Origin of the sequence: Agrobacterium vitis, assembly GCF_013426735.1 — a bacterium.
Lineage (GTDB): Bacteria > Pseudomonadota > Alphaproteobacteria > Rhizobiales > Rhizobiaceae > Allorhizobium > Allorhizobium vitis_D.
In genome coordinates this window covers 146,630-164,413 of record NZ_AP023273.1, presented here as the reverse complement: position 1 = coordinate 164,413, position 17,784 = coordinate 146,630, and the positions used below count along the sequence as shown (strand labels likewise).

General features: G+C 55.9%; 14 protein-coding genes. 8 read left to right on the top strand and 6 right to left on the bottom strand.

Translation table 11 applies throughout. The annotated features are described in order from the left end of the window. Nucleotides 1-136 precede the first annotated feature (136 nt). The 6 genes from H1Y61_RS18195 to H1Y61_RS18170 all read left to right on the top strand — a co-directional run bounded on the left by H1Y61_RS18195 (nt 137) and on the right by H1Y61_RS18170 (nt 8,766). Nucleotides 137-967: an MBL fold metallo-hydrolase gene (locus H1Y61_RS18195; RefSeq protein WP_174112563.1), complete on the top strand. Its 831-nt coding sequence runs from the start codon at nt 137-139 to the stop codon at nt 965-967. Nucleotides 968-1,113: 146 nt separating this feature from the next. Then, nucleotides 1,114-2,829: an adenylate/guanylate cyclase domain-containing protein gene (locus H1Y61_RS18190; protein WP_180574952.1), complete on the top strand. Its 1,716-nt coding sequence runs from the start codon at nt 1,114-1,116 to the stop codon at nt 2,827-2,829. Nucleotides 2,830-3,021: 192 nt separating this feature from the next. Then, entirely contained in the window at nt 3,022-4,374 is a 1,353-nt protein-coding gene (locus tag H1Y61_RS18185) for an adenylate/guanylate cyclase domain-containing protein (RefSeq protein ID WP_180574951.1), read from the top strand. 179 nt (nt 4,375-4,553) lie between these two features. Continuing rightward, nucleotides 4,554-7,268 (top strand): ABC transporter transmembrane domain-containing protein, encoded by a 2,715-nt coding sequence (locus tag H1Y61_RS18180; protein WP_180574950.1) that lies wholly within the window; start codon nt 4,554-4,556, stop codon nt 7,266-7,268. Between the two features lie 35 nt (nt 7,269-7,303). Beyond that, nucleotides 7,304-7,768 (top strand): cyclic nucleotide-binding domain-containing protein, encoded by a 465-nt coding sequence (locus tag H1Y61_RS18175; protein WP_012653944.1) that lies wholly within the window; start codon nt 7,304-7,306, stop codon nt 7,766-7,768. Between the two features lie 158 nt (nt 7,769-7,926). Further along, nucleotides 7,927-8,766 carry an inositol monophosphatase family protein gene (locus tag H1Y61_RS18170; protein WP_180574949.1) on the top strand — a complete coding sequence of 280 codons (840 nt, stop codon included), beginning with the start codon at nt 7,927-7,929 and terminating at the stop codon, nt 8,764-8,766. Here the strand turns inward: H1Y61_RS18170 and H1Y61_RS18165 are convergent. From H1Y61_RS18165 to H1Y61_RS18145, 5 genes are all read right to left on the bottom strand, one after another. Beyond that, nucleotides 8,760-9,608, bottom strand: coding sequence for a glycerophosphodiester phosphodiesterase (locus tag H1Y61_RS18165; RefSeq protein WP_180574948.1), 849 nt, complete (start codon nt 9,606-9,608; stop codon nt 8,760-8,762). The genes H1Y61_RS18170 and H1Y61_RS18165 overlap by 7 nt on opposite strands. 95 nt (nt 9,609-9,703) lie before the next feature. After that, complete coding sequence (locus H1Y61_RS18160; RefSeq protein ID WP_174112569.1) at nt 9,704-10,792, bottom strand: ABC transporter ATP-binding protein; 1,089 nt, start codon at nt 10,790-10,792, stop codon at nt 9,704-9,706. A 43-nt stretch (nt 10,793-10,835) separates the two neighbouring features. Then, nucleotides 10,836-11,645, bottom strand: coding sequence for an ABC transporter permease (locus H1Y61_RS18155; protein ID WP_012653948.1), 810 nt, complete (start codon nt 11,643-11,645; stop codon nt 10,836-10,838). A 10-nt stretch (nt 11,646-11,655) separates the two neighbouring features. Beyond that, nucleotides 11,656-12,546, bottom strand: coding sequence for an ABC transporter permease (locus tag H1Y61_RS18150; RefSeq protein WP_180574947.1), 891 nt, complete (start codon nt 12,544-12,546; stop codon nt 11,656-11,658). Continuing rightward, nucleotides 12,546-13,691 carry an extracellular solute-binding protein gene (locus tag H1Y61_RS18145; protein ID WP_180574946.1) on the bottom strand — a complete coding sequence of 382 codons (1,146 nt, stop codon included), beginning with the start codon at nt 13,689-13,691 and terminating at the stop codon, nt 12,546-12,548. Before H1Y61_RS18145 ends, H1Y61_RS18150 begins: the two co-directional genes overlap by 1 nt. A gap of 337 nt (nt 13,692-14,028) precedes the next feature. Here H1Y61_RS18145 and H1Y61_RS18140 point away from each other — a divergent pair, with 337 nt between their 5' ends. Then, nucleotides 14,029-14,586, top strand: coding sequence for a nucleotidyltransferase family protein (locus H1Y61_RS18140; RefSeq protein ID WP_235680958.1), 558 nt, complete (start codon nt 14,029-14,031; stop codon nt 14,584-14,586). A 13-nt stretch (nt 14,587-14,599) separates the two neighbouring features. Here H1Y61_RS18140 and H1Y61_RS18135 read toward each other — a convergent pair whose 3' ends face one another. Then, nucleotides 14,600-15,580: a mannonate dehydratase gene (locus H1Y61_RS18135; RefSeq protein WP_180574944.1), complete on the bottom strand. Its 981-nt coding sequence runs from the start codon at nt 15,578-15,580 to the stop codon at nt 14,600-14,602. 803 nt (nt 15,581-16,383) lie between these two features. On the opposite strand from H1Y61_RS18135, the gene H1Y61_RS18130 reads away from it, so the two are divergent. Then, on the top strand, nt 16,384-17,694 hold the full coding sequence (locus H1Y61_RS18130; RefSeq protein ID WP_041698532.1) for an NAD(P)/FAD-dependent oxidoreductase: 1,311 nt from the start codon (nt 16,384-16,386) through the stop codon (nt 17,692-17,694). Nucleotides 17,695-17,784 lie beyond the last annotated feature (90 nt).

Here is a 17,784-nt window from a genome sequence, read left to right as displayed (position 1 = left end):
TTTGAGAAAGTCGCACTGGCAGATATAAGGCACCTGACATTTCCCTTTGCATCCTTGGTAATTTCAGGAATGATGTATTGGTAACCGGTACAAAACCAATCGTGTTAATTCCGCGACCGAAACTCTTTGGATAAAAGTGAACAGTAGCGTGTTTCAGGTGAAATTCTGGGGTGTTCGCGGCAGTATCCCGGTCTGCGGCGCGGAATTCGATGTTTACGGCGGGAACACGCCCTGTATCGAGGTGCGCTGCGGCGAGCACAGGCTTATTTTCGATGCTGGCTCCGGCATTCGTCAGGCCGGTCTGGATATGATGGGAGACAAGACCAGCAATGTCGACCTGTTCTTTTCCCACTGTCACTACGATCACATTATCGGCTTGCCTTTTTTCAAGCCGATCTACAATCCCGAGATCACCGTCAATATCTGGTCAGGCCACCTTGCCGGGAGCATGACGACGGATCAGATGATCCACCAATTCGTCAGTCCGCCCTATTTTCCCGTGAAGATGGATATCTGCAAGGCCTCTCTGCAGTTTCATGATTTTCGTGCCGGCGATATTCTGACGCCTCGTCCTGGTATTTCCATCGGCACATTTGCGCTCAATCATCCGGGCGGATGCATCGGCTACCGGGTAGAATGGGCAGGTAAGGTGCTGGCATTGGTGTTTGACATAGAACATCAGCCGGGTGAACTCGATCCGACAGCGCTGGCGCTGATGGAGAATGCCGATATTGCGGTCTACGACGCCGCCTTTACCGAAGCGGAAATGCAGCGTTATCGAGGGTTTGGCCATTCGAGCTGGGAGCAGGGCGTGAAATTGGCCCAGGAGGCAAATGTGGGCCGATTGTTGCTGTTCCATCACGCCCCATGGCGTACCGACAGCGAAATGGCACTGCTGGAACGGTTGGCGCAGGAGGCGTTCCCAGCAACGCTTATGGCTCGTGACGGAATGGTTCTTGATATCTGACTGCATGGGCAAAAAATCGGAAACTTGATTTCCGTGTTGGTCATACAATCTATAAAATCAATCAGGAAACCCGGCGGTGATTTACAGGTCCTGTCAAAACTGCCATTGCTGGATCTTCGGAAAGTGGCTTTGAAGAACTGAAACCTATGGCCGTGGACGTCAAAAAAAGCCTCTGGTCGGAACGCCGGATACGCAAGGCCCGGCTCGGTTCGGGGCTGGTGATTTTCCTGTTCCTTGCCATGCATATGGCCAATCATGCCACCGGGTTGATTTCGGTGGATTTTGCCGATCGCGCCCGTTTGTGGTTTCTGGGTGTTTGGCGTACCCCCCCGGGCACAGTGTTGCTTTACGGTTCTTTGCTCACCCACATGGGTCTGGTGTTGCGCGCCGTCTATATCCGACGCAGCTTTACCATGCCAAAATCCGAAGCGTTGCAGATCGTGCTTGGTCTGGTTGTGCCGCTGCTGATCATCGACCATATTGTTGCAACCAGGATTGCCTCCTCGCTCTTTCATCTGCGTGACAATTATCAGTCTGTCGTCCATTCCATGTGGAGTAAGTCGCCTGTCGATGGATGGCGCCAGTCGCTGGCCATTGTTATTTTATGGCTGCATGGATGTATTGGAGTCCATTTTTGGCTGCGCTTCCGGCCATGGTATGAAAGGTCCAAAACGGGCTTCCTGACGGTGGCCATTCTGCTGCCGATCCTGTCCCTACTCGGCTTTGTCGAGATGGGCCGAACGATTGCCAGTCCAACCTTCTGGTTGAGCGGTTATCCGGGCGGTTATTACGAGCCGGCCGCCTTGACATCCAGCCAAGCGGGATGGATCCGGATTATCCGTCTGGCACTTTACGGATTGTTTTTCCTGTCTATCGGCGTTGTCGTCGCTTTGCGCATTGCCCGCAGACTGACCGAGCGGGCGCATCTGATCACCGTCCGTTATCCGAACGGTGAAACGGTCAGGGTGCCGCGTGGTTTCACGCTGCTTGAGGCCAGCCGTCTGGCTGGGCAACCGCATTATGCCGTGTGCGGCGGAAAGGGCCAGTGCTCGACCTGCCGTGTCCAGGTTATCGATGGGGAGCAGCTTTTGCCGCCCGCTGAAACGCTGGAGCAAGGTACGCTCAACCGGATCAAGGCTGGCCCCGGTGTGCGGCTTGCCTGCCAGCTTCGGCCCAGGGCGAACCTCACAGTCATGCCCCTTATGGTGGCGATGCCGCAAAGCGCCACGGTCGATAGCAGTCATGAAGTGGTTCCGGGCCGCGAACGTGATATTGCCGTACTATTCTGTGACCTGCGGCATTTTACGATGCTGACGGAAAGCCGGTTGCCTTTTGACATCGTCTTTCTGTTGAACCGCTATTTCGCCGTGGTTGGTCATGCCGTGGAAGAGGCAGGAGGGCGGCTGGATAAATTCATCGGCGATGGCGCGATGGCGCTTTTCGGCGTCACAGGTTCGACCGAAACCGCCTGTCGCCAGGCCCTGAAGGCGGCAAGTGGTATCATTGCTGGTCTGGAGGAGTTGAACCGGCAATTGTCCAATGAACTGAAGGTGCCGCTCAGGATCGCCATTGGCATCCATACGGGTCCGGCTGTGGTGGGAACACTGGGTTACGGCAGCGTTCGTAATCTCACTGCGATTGGCGATACCGTCAATGTCGCCAGCCGGCTGGAATCGGTGGCCAAGGAATTCGAAACGCAACTGGTGATTTCCGAACCCGTCGCTACTCTGGCGGGGCTTGTGGTGCCGGAAAGCGCCGGACGGGAAATTTCCATTCGCGGTCGTGCGGAGCCGCTAAAAGTCTTCATCCTGAATGAGGCGACACGCAATGCGCTCAACCTTTCCGAGGTGGGCAAAACATAATCTGCGGCGAAAAAATCCGATGCGAAAACAAAACGACAGCATCGTCTCGATTCCCGTTTGTTGAAACATGCTGTATATAAGGCATTGTGGACGTTGGCTGCCATTGTCTGGAGTGGCGGAGATCCCTATTTCCTATCATGAACCCGGCCATGGCCTGTTTTTCAACGACACGTCTTTTTGATAGGACCTTCCATGGCGACTATATCGGCACCGGTCTCGGCGATCTTCATGGAGAAAGTCGCCGATTGGCTGACACAGGCCGCCCTTTCCGGTAGCACTCTCGAGGACATCGTTCGGGGCTTTTGCGACCGGATTGCCGCCGCCGGTCTGCCGATCGTTCGGGTCCATTTGTCCTTTGCCATGCTGCATCCGCTCTACGAAGCTGTTGGCTTTACCTGGCGGCCACAAAGTGGACTGATGATTGAAGGCTATCGTCACGATGCCGATAATACGGATATGTTTTTGCAGAGCCCCTATTATCAATTGCTGAGCCGGGATCTCGATTATTTGCGCCGGCGCATTCCCGCCGAAGGTCCTGTTGAATTCAAGATCTTTGAGGATTTGCGCAAGGAGAATGTCACCGATTACCTTGCCTTCATGCAGCCCTTCGGCGATCAATCCGTGCAGGGCATGTTGGGTTCCTGGTCCACGGATGCCAAGGACGGCTTTAGCGAAGAGATGATTGCCGCGTTGCTGCGCATTCAAAACCATCTGGCGGTTGCCGCCAAAATGGCTGTACTCAGCAAGCTTTCCAACAATATGCTGACCACCTATCTGGGGGGCGATGCCGGTAAGCGGGTGCTGAATGGACAGATCCGCCGGGGTGACGGCGAAACCATCCGGGCAGCACTTGTTGTCGGCGATATGCGCCAATCGACCATGCTGGCCGAAAAAGAAGGCCGCCAGGCCTATATTGATACGTTGAATGATTTTTTCGATGCGATTGCTGCACCGTTCAACCGCAATGGCGGGCAGATCCTCAGTTTCCTGGGCGATGGGTTTCTGGCCGTCTATCCTTGCGACCGTCATAAAGACCCCTCCCGGCAGGCTTGTCAGGCGGCACTTTCGGCTGTTCGTGTGGCCCAGTCGCGGTTGGCGGACCTGAATGCGGAGCGTCGGAAAAAGGGCGCGGCCCCTATCGGCTACGGCCTCGGCCTGCATGTCGGCAATGTGATGTTCGGCAATGTCGGACTGCGTGACCGGTTGACGTTTTCAGCCTTCGGTTCGGCGGTCAATGAAGTGGTAAGGCTTCAGTTGCTCACCAAGAAATATGCAAGCGATGTGGTGGCCAGCCATGCATTCGCCGGCTATTGCGCTGGTGACTGGATAACGCTTGGTGAGGAAAAGCTGCGGGGGGTTCGTCAGCGGGTAACGATTTTGCAACCCGGTCCGCTCATGGCTAAAATGCAGAGAGATGACGTTGAAGCCGATCTGCATCGCACCGGTCTTTCGGAGGCCGAGCGTTTGATTCTCCTGCATCGCGATGCCGTCCAGTTGGATGGACAGAAAAGGTCCCAAGCAATGATGGACCGGTTTTTGCAATAAATCGGGACAGGATGCCGGGAAACAGTCTTCATAGAAGGCCAGAAGCCAACGTGAAGGGCTGTTGGAACGTCATCTGCGCGTCATCGCCTTTACAGGCGCGAAGTGCACCATATATGATCAAATGCGTTGTCGCGCGGCATGGGGCGTGGGACGACAGGCGCTGCATTTCACGAGTGACGATGGAAAAAAGCCTGGGGCGTTACATCTGGTCGAATACCTATCTGCAACAGGTGTGGATACTGTGTATTGTCGGTCTGTCGATGATCCCCTATTTCCTGTCTTTCGATCTGCCCAAGCAGATCGTCAATGGCCCTATTCAGGGCCAGGGCTTTGAAGAGGCAGGGGCGACAAAGCCGTTCTTGCATGTTGCCTTCGACCTGCCATGGATCGGACATCTGGAAATCTTCAGCGGTTTCGAGCTTAACCGCTTACAAATGCTGATGGCTCTCAGCGTCGTCTTCCTGTGTCTTGTCGTGCTGAACGGTTTGTTCAAATTCTATATCAACACCTATAAGGGGCGGCTTGGTGAGCGCATGCTGCGCCGCATCCGCTTCGAGTTGATCGATCGGGTCCTGCGGTTTCCCCCCGTGCATTTCAAGCGGGTCAAATCTGCCGAGATTGCCACGATGATCAAGGACGAGGTCGAACCGCTGGGTGGCTTTACCGGCGATGCTTTTGTCCAACCCGCGCTTTTGGGTGGGCAGGCTCTGACGGCGCTGATCTTCATCATCCTTCAGAATGTCTGGCTGGGAATGATCGCGGCCGGCATGGTCTGCGTTCAGGCCATTATCATTCCACGCATGCGCAGACGGCTGCTGGAGCTGGGCCGTCAGCGTCAGCTGACGGCGCGCCAGTTATCCGGGCGGGTTGGCGAAATTGTCGATGGCATTCATACGATCCATGCCCATGACACATCCAATTTTGAGCGCGCTGACATTGCCGCCCGTCTCGGCCTGATTTTTTCGATCCGCTACGATCTCTATCAGTGGAAGTTCATGGTGAAATTCATCAATAACTTCCTGGCCCAGCTAACGCCCTTCCTCTTCTATGCTATCGGCGGGTATATGGCTTTGGAAGGCCGGCTCGACATCGGTCAGTTGATCGCTGTTATCGGCGCTTATAAGGATCTGCCGGGTCCGCTGAAGGAATTGATAGACTGGGATCAGGCCCGCCAGGACGTCCAGGTGAAATATGCTCAGGTGGTCGAGCAATTCGATGTTGAGCGACTGGTCGATGCGCGGGTTCACACGGTCGCGGCCACGCCGGTCGGCCCGCTTTCCGAGGCACTGGTGGCCTCGAATCTGGTGCTGTGCGACGATAGTGGCGCGCGCCTGCTCAATAGCGTGTCGCTGGATATTGCCCCCAATGAGACGGTTGCGATTATCGGTCAGAACGGTGGCGGTGGCGAGGCGTTGGCGGAAGCTCTCGGGCGTATTCTATGGCCGGAATCCGGCAATATCAGCATTGGCGGCCAGGATATTCTCACCATGCCGGAATCGGTCACCGGGCGGCGGCTTTCCTTCGTGTCCTCGGATGCCTATTTCTTCCATGGAACTCTACGGGACAATCTTCTCTACGGGTTGAAACATGCGCCTTTGACGGATGTCACTTATGACGGACTGGCGGCGCGCAGAAACAAACGTGATCTTCTGGAGGCGCAGCGTTCCGGCAATCCGCTTCTCGATCTCAACAGCGATTGGGTGGATTATCGATCGGCTGGAGCCGAAGGCCCTGATGGTCTGTTGAAGGTGATCCGTCCGGTTCTAGATGCGGTGACGATTTCGGAGGATATTTTCGATCTCGCCCTGCGTTCGCAAGTGGATACGCTTGCCCATCAGGAGTTGACAGAGCGGATCGTCGAGATCCGCCATGCGCTGCGCCGCCGATTGCACGACGAGGATCTGGACGACATTGTCGTACCCTTCGAGGCCGATGCCTATAACAGCCAGGCGACAGTGGGTGAAAATCTGCTTTTCGGCAAGATGAAACCCTTGATGATCAACGGCCAAAGGCTGGCGGCCCATCCTTATTTTCGCAAGGTGATGCGTGACACCGGCATTGGCGATGCGTTCTACGCGATGGGGCTTGAAATCGCGGCGAATGCGGTCGAACTGTTTCGAGACCTTCCGCCCGACCATCCGTTTTTCCAGCAATTGACCTTCATGAGCGCGGAGGATCTTCCCGTCTACGAGGCTTTGCTGCAAAAGCTCCATGGCACGTCCGCAACTCAAGCCTCGGCCAGCGAGCGCAGCAGCATTATCCGCCTCAGCTTTGCCTATATCGAGCCGCGCCATCGTTTCGGCCTTTTGACGCAGGAGTTGATGGACAAGATCGTCGATGCGCGCCAGCAGTTCCATGCCGGGATTCCGGACGATCTGGCTGAAAAGATCGAGCGTCATGATGCAGAAAGGTTCACCCTGTCGGCATCGTTGATGGACAATGTGCTGTTTGGGCGGCTGGCTGTGCGTGAAGCCGATGCTTCTGACCGAATCCGTGCGATTATTCGCGACATTTTTAGAGACCTCGGCCTTGCCGAAAGCGTGCTGTCAATCGGGCTGGATTTTGACGTCGGCTCGCAGGGGCGGCGGTTAACCGCTGTCCAGCGCCAGAAGCTCAATCTGGCGCGGGCGCTGCTGAAGCGATCGGATTATTTCATCTTCAACAGGCCCTTGTCGGCGCTCGATCAGCGGGCGCAGGATAAGATCGTCAGCCACATCATGCAGGACCTGCATTGCGGCGGTCAGCGGCCCTCGATCATCTGGGTTTTGCCAAATGCGGATATAAGCGGGCTTTTTGACAGGATACTCGTGTTCGACAAAGGAAATCTTGTCGAAACCGGGAGTTTTGAAGAGCTTTCCGACAAAGACGGGATGTTCAAACAGTTTCTCTCGTAATATCGTGATCAAGCGCGATAGGGGGTAAGACGCAAATGCTACTGAAGGACGAAGTCGAAATGTTGCGGCGTGTGCCGCTGTTTTCCCAGATTGCTCCAGCCAAGCTGAAGCTTCTGGCTTTTGCTTCCGACCGGATGACCTGTCGTGAGGGCCAAAACCTGTTTCGCCAGGGTGACGTGGGTGACGCAGCCTATGTCGTGCTGTCAGGGACAGCCGATGTTCTGGTCAATTCGGATGCTGGCGAGATCAAGGTCGCAGAAGTTCAAAGCAATTCAATTGTCGGGGAAATCGCCATTCTCTGCGATGTGTCGCGCACCGCAACCGTGCGGGCGGCCTCGCGTCTTGAAGTCTTGAAAATCAGCAAGGAAAACTTCCTGAAACTGATGAGCGATTTTCCCGAAATCTCCTCGGAAATCACCCGGGTTCTGGCGGATCGTCTCAATCACACGACATCCGAGCTGTCCGCGGCCCGCAGCCGTGAGCAACAATTGCTGAACTGATGCCGAGAGCGATCGTCGCAGCATCCGGCATAGCGGATAGCCGGGCTGTCATATATCCTTTACTTGCTTTTCTGCCCATTTCCGCGAAGTTTCGGCATTCATTCGACCTCGTTCTGTCCTGAATCGAGGCTATTGTCCCAAACATCCCGGAATGTGCCATGACCGATCTTAGCGCCCGCGACCGTCTCGCGCCTGACAGTTCTTCACGCCTGTTAGCCCTTGCCAGCATTGCTCTCGAAGCCGGAGCGCTGGCGCGTCAATCGCTGCGTCGCCGTCATGTCGACCAGATGGTGTCCAAAGGTCCGCGCGATTACCAGACGGAAATCGATGTCGCCGTCGAGCGCCTGATCGTTGCCGGTGTCTCCGAGGCCTTTCCTGACCATGCCATTCAGGGCGAGGAAGAGACTGGCAACCGTACAAGTGGCCCAGATGCACCGGTCATCTATATTGATCCCATTGACGGAACCACCAATTTTGCCTGGGGCCTGCCGCATTTCGGCATGACCATCGCCATTGCCGAACGGGGCGTGATCACCTGCGGCGTGGTTTATGACAGTATGCTCGATGAGCTTTTCAGTGCTGAAATCGGTAAGGGCGCCTCTCTGAACGGCGAAAAACTACAGTGTGCTGATGTGGCCGATGTCCAGAATGTGTTGGTGGGAGCGGGCTTGCCGGTTCCCGGACAAGTGAAAAGCGTCGATGAGGAGCTCTATCACCGGGCACTCCGCCGGTTGATGGACAATACCGCTGGCGTGCGCCGTCTCGGGTCGGCGGCGCTATCGATTGCCTATGTCGCCTGTGGGCGGCTGGATGGGTTTTTCGAGGATGGCTTGCAGGTGCATGACTATGGCGCCGCAGCCCTGATTCTGACCGAGGCAGGTGGCGTGGTCACAGGCTTTGGCGGAATGCCGGTTGACGCCGGAGGTGGCATTCTTACCGCCTCGCCAGCGTTGCATCCCTGGCTGCTCGCCGGGTTTCAGCCTGCGATGGATCATTGACTGTCATAGAGGGCGATCAGCGCTTGAAGCCCGACCGGATCATCCGTGGTGATCTGGTCGCATTTCAGCGCCAGCAGCCGCAGGACACGTGGTAGCGATGCCTCGTCTGCCCTGTTGATCGTATAGGCATCGATCCGTTTTCCAGCGGCATGGAAGGCGGCGACCATGTTGAAACCGCGATCCTCGGCAAACAGCACCGCCTCGTGATCGAGATAGATCATCTCGGCGTCGGGGATGGCGGCGACAGCATCGTCGATGAAGGTAACGAAGTCGCCACTTGCCATCACCCGTTCGATGGTGCCGCCATGGCAGGGATCGTAACCGAGCGGCAGGCCGGGCAGGGCCTCCGCCAGACGAGCGACGGCCTGTGCATCACCCGCCGACAGGATAACACGGTCGCGCACCGGCCCAATGGCGGCAACGAAAGCGGCGATGTCCTGCTGCGTCAAGTCGCTTGCCTTTTCCTTCAGGTCCAGTTGCAATACGGCGCCTGCACGATGGGAATTGCTGGCCAGAACGCGCCCGAGATCATCGATCAGCATAACCGTATGGGCACTTGGCTGTCCATCATGGTCGCGCAGAAACAGGCTGCGCAACTGCTCCGTTGAGGCAGCGCGCACCGGGCCTTGGCCGGTGGTGGCTTTGTCCAAAACCTCGTCATGCAGCACGGCGAAGCCGCCACCGGCATGACAGACAAGATCGATTTCGACGCTGGCGCCAAGCGCCATGCCTTCGCTGATCCGGTCCGGCGTGAAGGAAATATCGCCCGCCTGCTTATGGCCGCGATGCCATTTCAGCATGGTCCTGAAACCGTCGCGCTCGATAAATAAACCGTCAGACATTGGCCAGACTCCTTAAAAGCATTTCTAGGAAAAGTGTGAAGCGGTTTTCCGTCCGGAAATGCGTAAAAACAAACAGCGAAAGCATTTCCCTGTTTTTATGAAACAATGAACTGCTTTCGCTGGGACTGTTCGGCGGTCTGGGACACACAGATCACCTTATTGTGGCGAAAAACCCGGAAAGCCCTGACCTGCAATTCGGCGCGGTCGCCTTTTTGCCAGCCGGTTCCCGGATCGGTCATGGCCTTTACCCGTGTACCATCACCGAGTTGCAGATCGACCATGAGATGGCTGCCGAAATCGATGGCCCGGCAAACGAAGGCCGCGTCCGCCCGGTCGGTGGGCGACAGATGCAGGGCTTCAGGCCGAACCGCCAGCACAGCATCGCCATCCTCTGGATTGCTATCGGCATCGACCGCCAAGGAAAGGTCAATATGAGTGAATGCGCCCCGGCGCATCATGCCTGGAATGAAATTCATCTGGCCGATGAAACCTGCCACGAATTCGGTTTCCGGCTCTCGGTAGACCCGGTCCGGCGGGGCGATCTGCTCGGCACGTCCAGCCCGCATCACGACAATACGGTCGGCCAGCGCCAAAGCTTCGTCCTGACCGTGGGTAACGAACAGGGTGGTAATGCCAAGCCGCTGCTGGATATCGCGCACTTCCTCACGCAGGCGTTCGCGCAAATGCTGGTCGAGGCTGGCAAAGGGTTCATCCAGCAGCAGGATTTTCGGCTCCAGCACCAGCGAGCGGGCAAGTGCCACTCTCTGCTGCTGGCCGCCCGAGAGTTGATAGGTCTGGCGCTGACCGTAATCCTTCAACCCGACCATCGCCAGCGCTGCCTCGACCCGGTCAGCGATTTCGCTTCTCGCCATGCCGCGCAGCTTCAGGCCGAAGGCGATGTTCTTGAACACATTCATATGGGTCCAGAGCGCGTGACTTTGAAAGACCATGCCGGTCGGTCGCCGTTCCGGCGGCAGACGGGTGACATCCTGGCCGTCAATGCGGATCACACCGTTGGTCGGCGCTTCAAATCCGCCAATCATCCGCAGCAGCGTCGATTTACCCGAACCGGATGGGCCGAGCAGGCAGACCAGCTCACCATCCTCCACATGCAACGAAAAAGCATCGACGGCGGTCGAGCCTGGAAATTGCTTTGAAACGCGGTCAAGGGTCAGTTGGGCCATGGGTGTTCGTTTCTGTTCCGGTTACAGGCGATGAGGGTTTTTTTCAGGCGCCAAAGCCCTTGGCGAATGCGCCTGTGCCGATGGCGCGGCGGGCAAAGATTAGCGCGAGGAAAGAGGGAACCCACAGCATGACTGAGAGCACCGCGCCATATTGCACCACCATCTGATTGTTGATGAAGGACACCATCAAGACAGGCATGGTGCGCACCTGCGGCGCGCCAATCAACCAGGCACCTTCTGTTTCGTAAAACGTGCTGACGAAGGTCAGGAGCAGGGCGGCAAAGATCGTCGGCGCTGCCTGCGGCAGCGTAATCGACCAGAAAACCCGCAAGGGCCGGGCGCCCGCATCACGCGCCGCTTCTTCCATTCGCCGGTCTACATTCTGGAAGGCGGCAACCGGTATCCAGATCATCAGCATCAGCGTGCCGACCAATTGAATCAGCGCCACGCCCCAGAAGGTGCTGATCAGATGCAGCTTCAGGAAAATCGCCGCAATGGCCACCAGCAGGCCGAATTTGGGGAAGGCATGCGAGGCAAGAAAAGACAGGAACAGCAAATTGCGGCCTGGAAATTTCATCCGGGCAAAGGCATAGGCGGCGGGAAGGCAGATCACCGCCGACAGCAGTGTCACCGTGGCGGTGAGGCGCAGGCTGAGAAAGAGCGCTTCCCAGACGTCGGCGCGGCCAAGCGTCAGGAACCAGAAGCGCAGGCCGAATTGCTGCGGGATGACCGATGGATAGCGCCAGACCTCGGTAAAGGCCCAGGTGCCGACCACCAGCAGTGGCAGGGCGATAAACAGGGTGAGCAGGCCTGCGAAAGCAAGGCCCGTCCAGTCGATCCTACCCACTCTCATCGCAGGGGCCTCATCGGGTTCGTTCCTGATTTCTGGCTATCGAATAGACATAGAACGCGCCGAAAAACAGGCAAAAGCCGAAGCTGATCACGGCTTGCGTTGTGGCATTCAGCGGATCGTTCAGATCGGCAAAGGTTCGCTGCATGAAAGGCCCCATCATTTCCGGCGAGGCCGGACCGAGCAGATAGGGCAGGGTAAAGGCCGAAAATATTCCGAGAATGGCAAAGGAACTGGCAACCAGAAAGGAATTGGCCATCCGTGGCAGAATAATATGCACAAACACCTGCAATGGCCGTGCGCCGGCATCGCGCGCCGCCTCGACGGCATTGTTGGAAATAGCGCTGAGACCCGCCGTCAGCATCAGCACGGTCAACGGCAGATTGTCCCAGACCAGGCCAATTACCGGTCCCCAGGGCGTCAGATAGGGCGTTGGTAGTTTCGGCAGGCCCACGGCGTGGAGCAGGATATCGACCGTGCCATTTGGACCGATGGTGCGGATCAGCGCATAGGAGAGGATGATCGATGGCACGAACATCGGAAAGATCGCCAGCGCCTGCACATAAGCGGCCAGCCTGCCGGAGGAAAAGCGCAAGTAAAGCGCAATCGGCACGCCGATCAACAGCAGCACAACGCCACAGACGGCGGTGGTCCAGAGCGTGATGCCGAGATTGCGCAGGCTGTAGGTGTCATTGAAGAAGAACCGGTAGGACGCCACGGAAACGTGCCACCCTCCCTCCGGCGTGGTCATGACAAGGGTGCCGATCACCGCCGAGATGATCGGATAAATGATCAGCCATCCCAAGAGCAGGATAGGAAGGGCGACCAGAAGTAGGCCAGTCAGCCCGCGTCCAGCCTTTGCCTTCCGCCCTTTATCAAGCGGCAGCGAACTGGTCGCGCTCATCAACCCCGCGCCAGGCCTGGTGCGACATTGCGGAACCAGCCGTCATTGACCGCCATTTCCCAATCGCCGTTGGGGAATGTTGGGATCGAAGCGGGAATGACATCGGCGTATTTCTCACGCAGGTCCTTGGAAATATAATCCCAGGACACACCCGGAAAGCCACCGAGCTCGGTGATGATTGCCGACTGGATTTCTTCAGACAGCAGAGCATTGGCGAGCTTCAGGGCGGCATCCTTGTTGGCGCCGTTGGAAAAAATCGTCATACGGGCGAAATCACCGCAAAGCGCCAGATCCGTCAGTTGCACCAGCCGTGTCGTGTCGGGCAATACGCCCTGAGCAATCGATTGGAGGGCCTGATCGGACCAGACCGGCACCATGGTGACGACGCCCTGGGCAAGTAGCTGGATCGATTGCGAATTGCCGGAGGTATAGGCACCCTTTTCATAGAGCGACGGGGCCAGATCGTTGAGGATCTTCCAGCTTGGCGGCAAGGCTTTTTCCGCCGCTTCCGCCGTGTAATTGCCGACGGTGAATTTGCTCGGATCGCGGCCATTCGCTTCGTGGATGGCACGGCGGACGAAATTGCCGCCTGAACCGCCCTTGTCGGGGCGGTTATAAATGAACTGGCCGGGATTGGCCTTGATCCAGGTAATCAGCTGTTCCCAGGTTTTCGGCGCATCCTTCGGATCGAGCTTGGTGCTGTCATAGGCCAGAAGAACCTGCGAACCGCGATAGGGCAGCGACTGCGACAGATCGATGGCCATCGGATTGACACGGCCGAAATTGGGAACATTCTTCTCGGAAAATTCCACCCAGAGACCGGCATCGATGGCGCCGGTCGGCAGGCGCGGATTGAAGGCCTCAAACAGGTCGGCTTGCGGATCGCTGTTGGATTTCAACGCGGCGAGGGCGCGATCGCCAATCGCACGCAGACCGTTATTGTCGCCGGCATCAATCACCTTGATCGTCAGGTCACTGTTGGCCTTCTCGAAGCTTGGGCGAACGATGTTGTTCCAGAAGTCGATGATATTGGCATCGGAGCCGCTGTAGACATTGATTTCCTTGCCCGCAGCAAAGGCAAAATTCGGCATGGCGGCCAGGCCTGCGGTTGCGCAGGAAGCTAGCAGAAAGTCGCGTCTGTTCATCATCGGTCTCCGAAACGGGTCGAGATATAAAACCCCTGATATTTTAGGGCACCGTTACCGCTGAACCGTGACAGCGACATGAAAGCTGGATGATGATTTTGTATCTTTTCGAACAAAAGGACGGATTGTTTTCTGTCATTTCGTCTGTCCGCTGTCCCAGGAAGTCTTGGAAAATCGGGCTTTGGAAAATCGGGCCTTGTGAAATTAACTCTTGCAAACAGGCGGAGCTTCCAATCATCAGTCGTTGTCGAGACAAAGTGTAAAGAGTGTGCCGATGTCGGAAGCAAAAACTGTCAGTACGGCCATTGTCGTTCTCGCCGCCGGGCAGGCCCGCCGGATGGGCGGCAGCGCCCATAAGCTTCTGGCTCTCTTTGATGGTGTCCCGCTCATCCGTCACGTGGTGGCGATCAGCCTTGCGAGCCGGGCGGCATCCGTTACGGTTGTCACCGGACATCGTCGGGAGGAGGTCGAGGCTTGTCTTTTAGATTTGCCAGCCGCGATGAGCTTCAATGCCGGGTTTGCCGAGGGGATGGCATCCTCGTTGATCACCGGACTAAATTCTCCTGATGTGGCTGACAAGGATGGCGTCATGGTGGTGCTCGGCGATATGCCGGGACTGACAGCGTTGCATCTCGATGCGCTGATCTTAGCATTCGAAAGCGCAGATGGCCGCGCCATCATCCGTGCAGCGTCAGGTGACGTGCCGGGTAATCCGGTTATTTTACCAGAGGCGCTTCGTCCGGCATTGCTGACATTGACGGGCGACAAGGGCGCCAAGGCGATCATCGCGGCCAGCACGCTGCCGGTGATCGATGTCGATATCGGTCCGGCTGCTCTTGTCGATGTCGACACACCAGACGCCATTATGGCGGCTGGCGGAGTGTTGAACGGATAACGTTCGTATTGGCTTACGTATTTGCCGAGTTCAGACTTTCGAGCAGCGCGGCGATATAGCCGTAGCAGAAGGCGAAGGCGACGCCGGTTGGATCGCGGCCACTGATGGTGGGAACATGATCCGGCATCAGCATATATTGGTAGCCGACTTCGTGATAGATCTTCACCGACCGCACCATGTCCATATCGCCTTCATCGGGAAAGGTTTCCATGAAGGACAGTTTGCCACCGCTGATATTGCGGAAATGGACGTTGAAGATCTTGCCGCGCGTTCCGAACCAGCGAATGATATCGTCGATTTCCTCGCGCGGATTGTCCAGCATTTCACCAATTGATCCCTGGCAAAAATTCAGGCCGTGATAAGGGCTTTCGCGCATCTGCACAAATTTCTTCAAACCCTCGACTGTGCCAAGGAGCCGGGTTACGCCCTTATAGCCAGGCGGCGTGTAGGGATCGTGCGGATGGCAGGCCAGGCGCACCTTGTTGCTCTCGGCAACCGGCACGACCCGTTCCAGGAAATAATCGATCCGCTCCCAATTTTCATCCTCCGAAAGAACGCCAGCCAGTCCCGGTGCTGCGGCCTGATCGGCCTTGTCCCAGCGGAAGCTTTCATTCATTGAGCCGCCGCGGCCCTTTTCCATCGGAGTGCGGGGAATACCGATCAGGTTGAGATTGTATTTTGCCGCCGGAATCCCGGCCGCCGCCACGTTCTCGATCATCTTGCAAACCGCATCGATCTGGCGGTCGCGGTCTGGGCCGGCCAACAGGATATCCGGATAGGATGCTCTTTCAATTGGGCTGGAGGGCAAGGGCAATTGCAGCATGTCCAGGATCAGACCAAAGCTCTCGACCTTGTCGCGATGGCGCTCGATATCGGAAAGTGTCCAGCTGCGTGGATCGCCCGGCGGATCGGCGCAGATATGCTTGAGACCCAATTGCGCAAACACCCGATAATCGTCGTCGTCTCGCGCGCCAACCTGCGTTCCTAAATACATGACGCTCCTCCTCATACAAGTGCTGTTTACCGTGACATAATATGAATTTTACGGGGTGTCGAGTTATTTTGCGGCTTTTTCGCGTGAAGGTCTATTGCACATTAGCGCTTTTATCGAAGCTATTAGAAGTCGTTGCCCATGAAAATGGTGGTGCGAATATGGTGCAGTAGCCCGCAATCGATTATTTCATACTATGACACTTAGTTAGATATAATATGTGTTTGAGGTGGTTCCGCATCGTATCGAGCATGCGAATTTGCGCGGCGCGACGGGCCTCATCATAAGCTGCCTGAATCAAAAGAGATCTATTGTCGGGGTTCTCGGTTGGGGGATAATTTTCGACGGCGGACTCAATCTCCAAAATGTACATGGCTGAAAAAGTCAAATGGTGTGGGTTGTTCTTCCAGGGCGCTAAGCGCGTCCCGCTTTGATGAATGTGAAGGGCTGTGCGAGGGCGTTCGTCGCGGAACTGTTCATTGCATCTTTTGCAGGATGGCGAGGTGGGCTGTTGCGGCTACATCGGAAAAGCGAGTGATGCCCTAGGGCTGAAACCTTTGATATGCATGTGTGTTTTGTGTTTGCTAACAATGATGGACGCTGCTGCGAAAAAAACAATTACCTCTGATTGCATTGATCGTTGACAGTCGGTTAAATATTGCTATCCTTCGACTGAATAACAAAGATAGTTTTTGAGAAAACAAATCAAAAAAAATTAGTAACGTAGAATATAAACTGGTTTATGAAATTTTGAGAATAGCTCGTTCCATTCGAATATTTAAAATAAGCAAATTATTTAATTCTTATTGGAGGTAAGTGTGGCATCTGTCGCTATCATTGGTTCCGGTATTTCCGGACTGAGTGCAGCCTATTCGCTTGATAAAGACTTCGACGTTCATGTTTTCGAGCAGGACGACCGGCCTGGTGGGCATGCAAGCACAGTGGTCGTTTCCGATCCATTGGGTGATGTCGGTGTGGATACGGGCTTTATGGTGTTTAATCCGCCCAATTATCCTAAGCTTACCAAGTTTTTTGCCGAGCTGAATGTGCCGCTGACCGAGCATTCCGGTGGTTTCAACTTCTTCGATGTCGATGCCGGTACCTATTACGGCACAGAGGAATTTGAAAAGGACGAGGCTTATGTTCGGGCTAATTATGGGCCGGAATTCATTTCTGTCTGGGAGCAGGCGGATCGCCTGCTGAGGGAAGCGCCTCGCCATATCATGGAGGGCAAGTGTCAGATTCCATTGGAGGAATATCTCCGGACCTATGGTTATACTGACGACTTTATCAACGGTTACATGATCCAGATTTCCTGCTCGTACTGGTCTGTCCCCGTTGAAGTGACCTTGAATTCTCCCGCGGTCATGGTCATTGGTATGTTCCTCAATCATGGCAAGGATGGCCTTGGGGGGAAGGGTGTGAAGTGGCTTGCGGTCAAGGGAGGTGCCAAGGGCTATCTTGATATCCTGATTGGCGGCCTCAAGCGTCCACCAAGGTTGAATGCGGCGGTAACGTCTGTGCGTGCTCTTGCAGATGGTGTCGAGGTTCAGACCGGTGGAAGCTGGGAAAAATTCGACTATGCCATTGTCGCGACCCATGCCGACCAGGCTTTGAAATTGCTCGACAATCCAAGTGTGAAGCAGCGCGAAATTCTGGGAACGTTTGAGTACAATCGTTGCAGCACAGTTCTCCATACCGATTCATCCGTGATGCCTGTGCCGCCGCACAGATGGAAGAGCTGGAATTACGGCTGTATGACGGTGGATGGCAAAAGGCGGCCCTATCTCGTCTATCATATGAATTCAATTCAAGGGTTTAAGGCGGAGCAGGACTATTTCGTGTCCTTGGATAGTCCGCTGCCCATCGATCCTGCCAAGGTGATCAAGACCTTCGATTACGAGCATCCGGTCATTACCATCGAAAGCAGCAAAATGCAGGCGCGCTTGCCGTCGATCAATGACGATGGTCCGCTGTATTTTGCAGGTTCTTACTTCTCTGTCAGGGATCTCGGGCCGGATTTCGTCGGTTTCCACGAAAGCGGCGTCTATTCCGGTACACAGGCGGCGCGCCTTGTGAAGCGGCATGCCGCAGCTCCAATCGGGAAGACGGCGTAATCTATCGAGTCGTGTAGTCGATAGGCCTTCGCCTTTTATAATCGAGGCAAGATTTTCAGCGTAAGGCGCATGCATCATCGGGTGCACCTT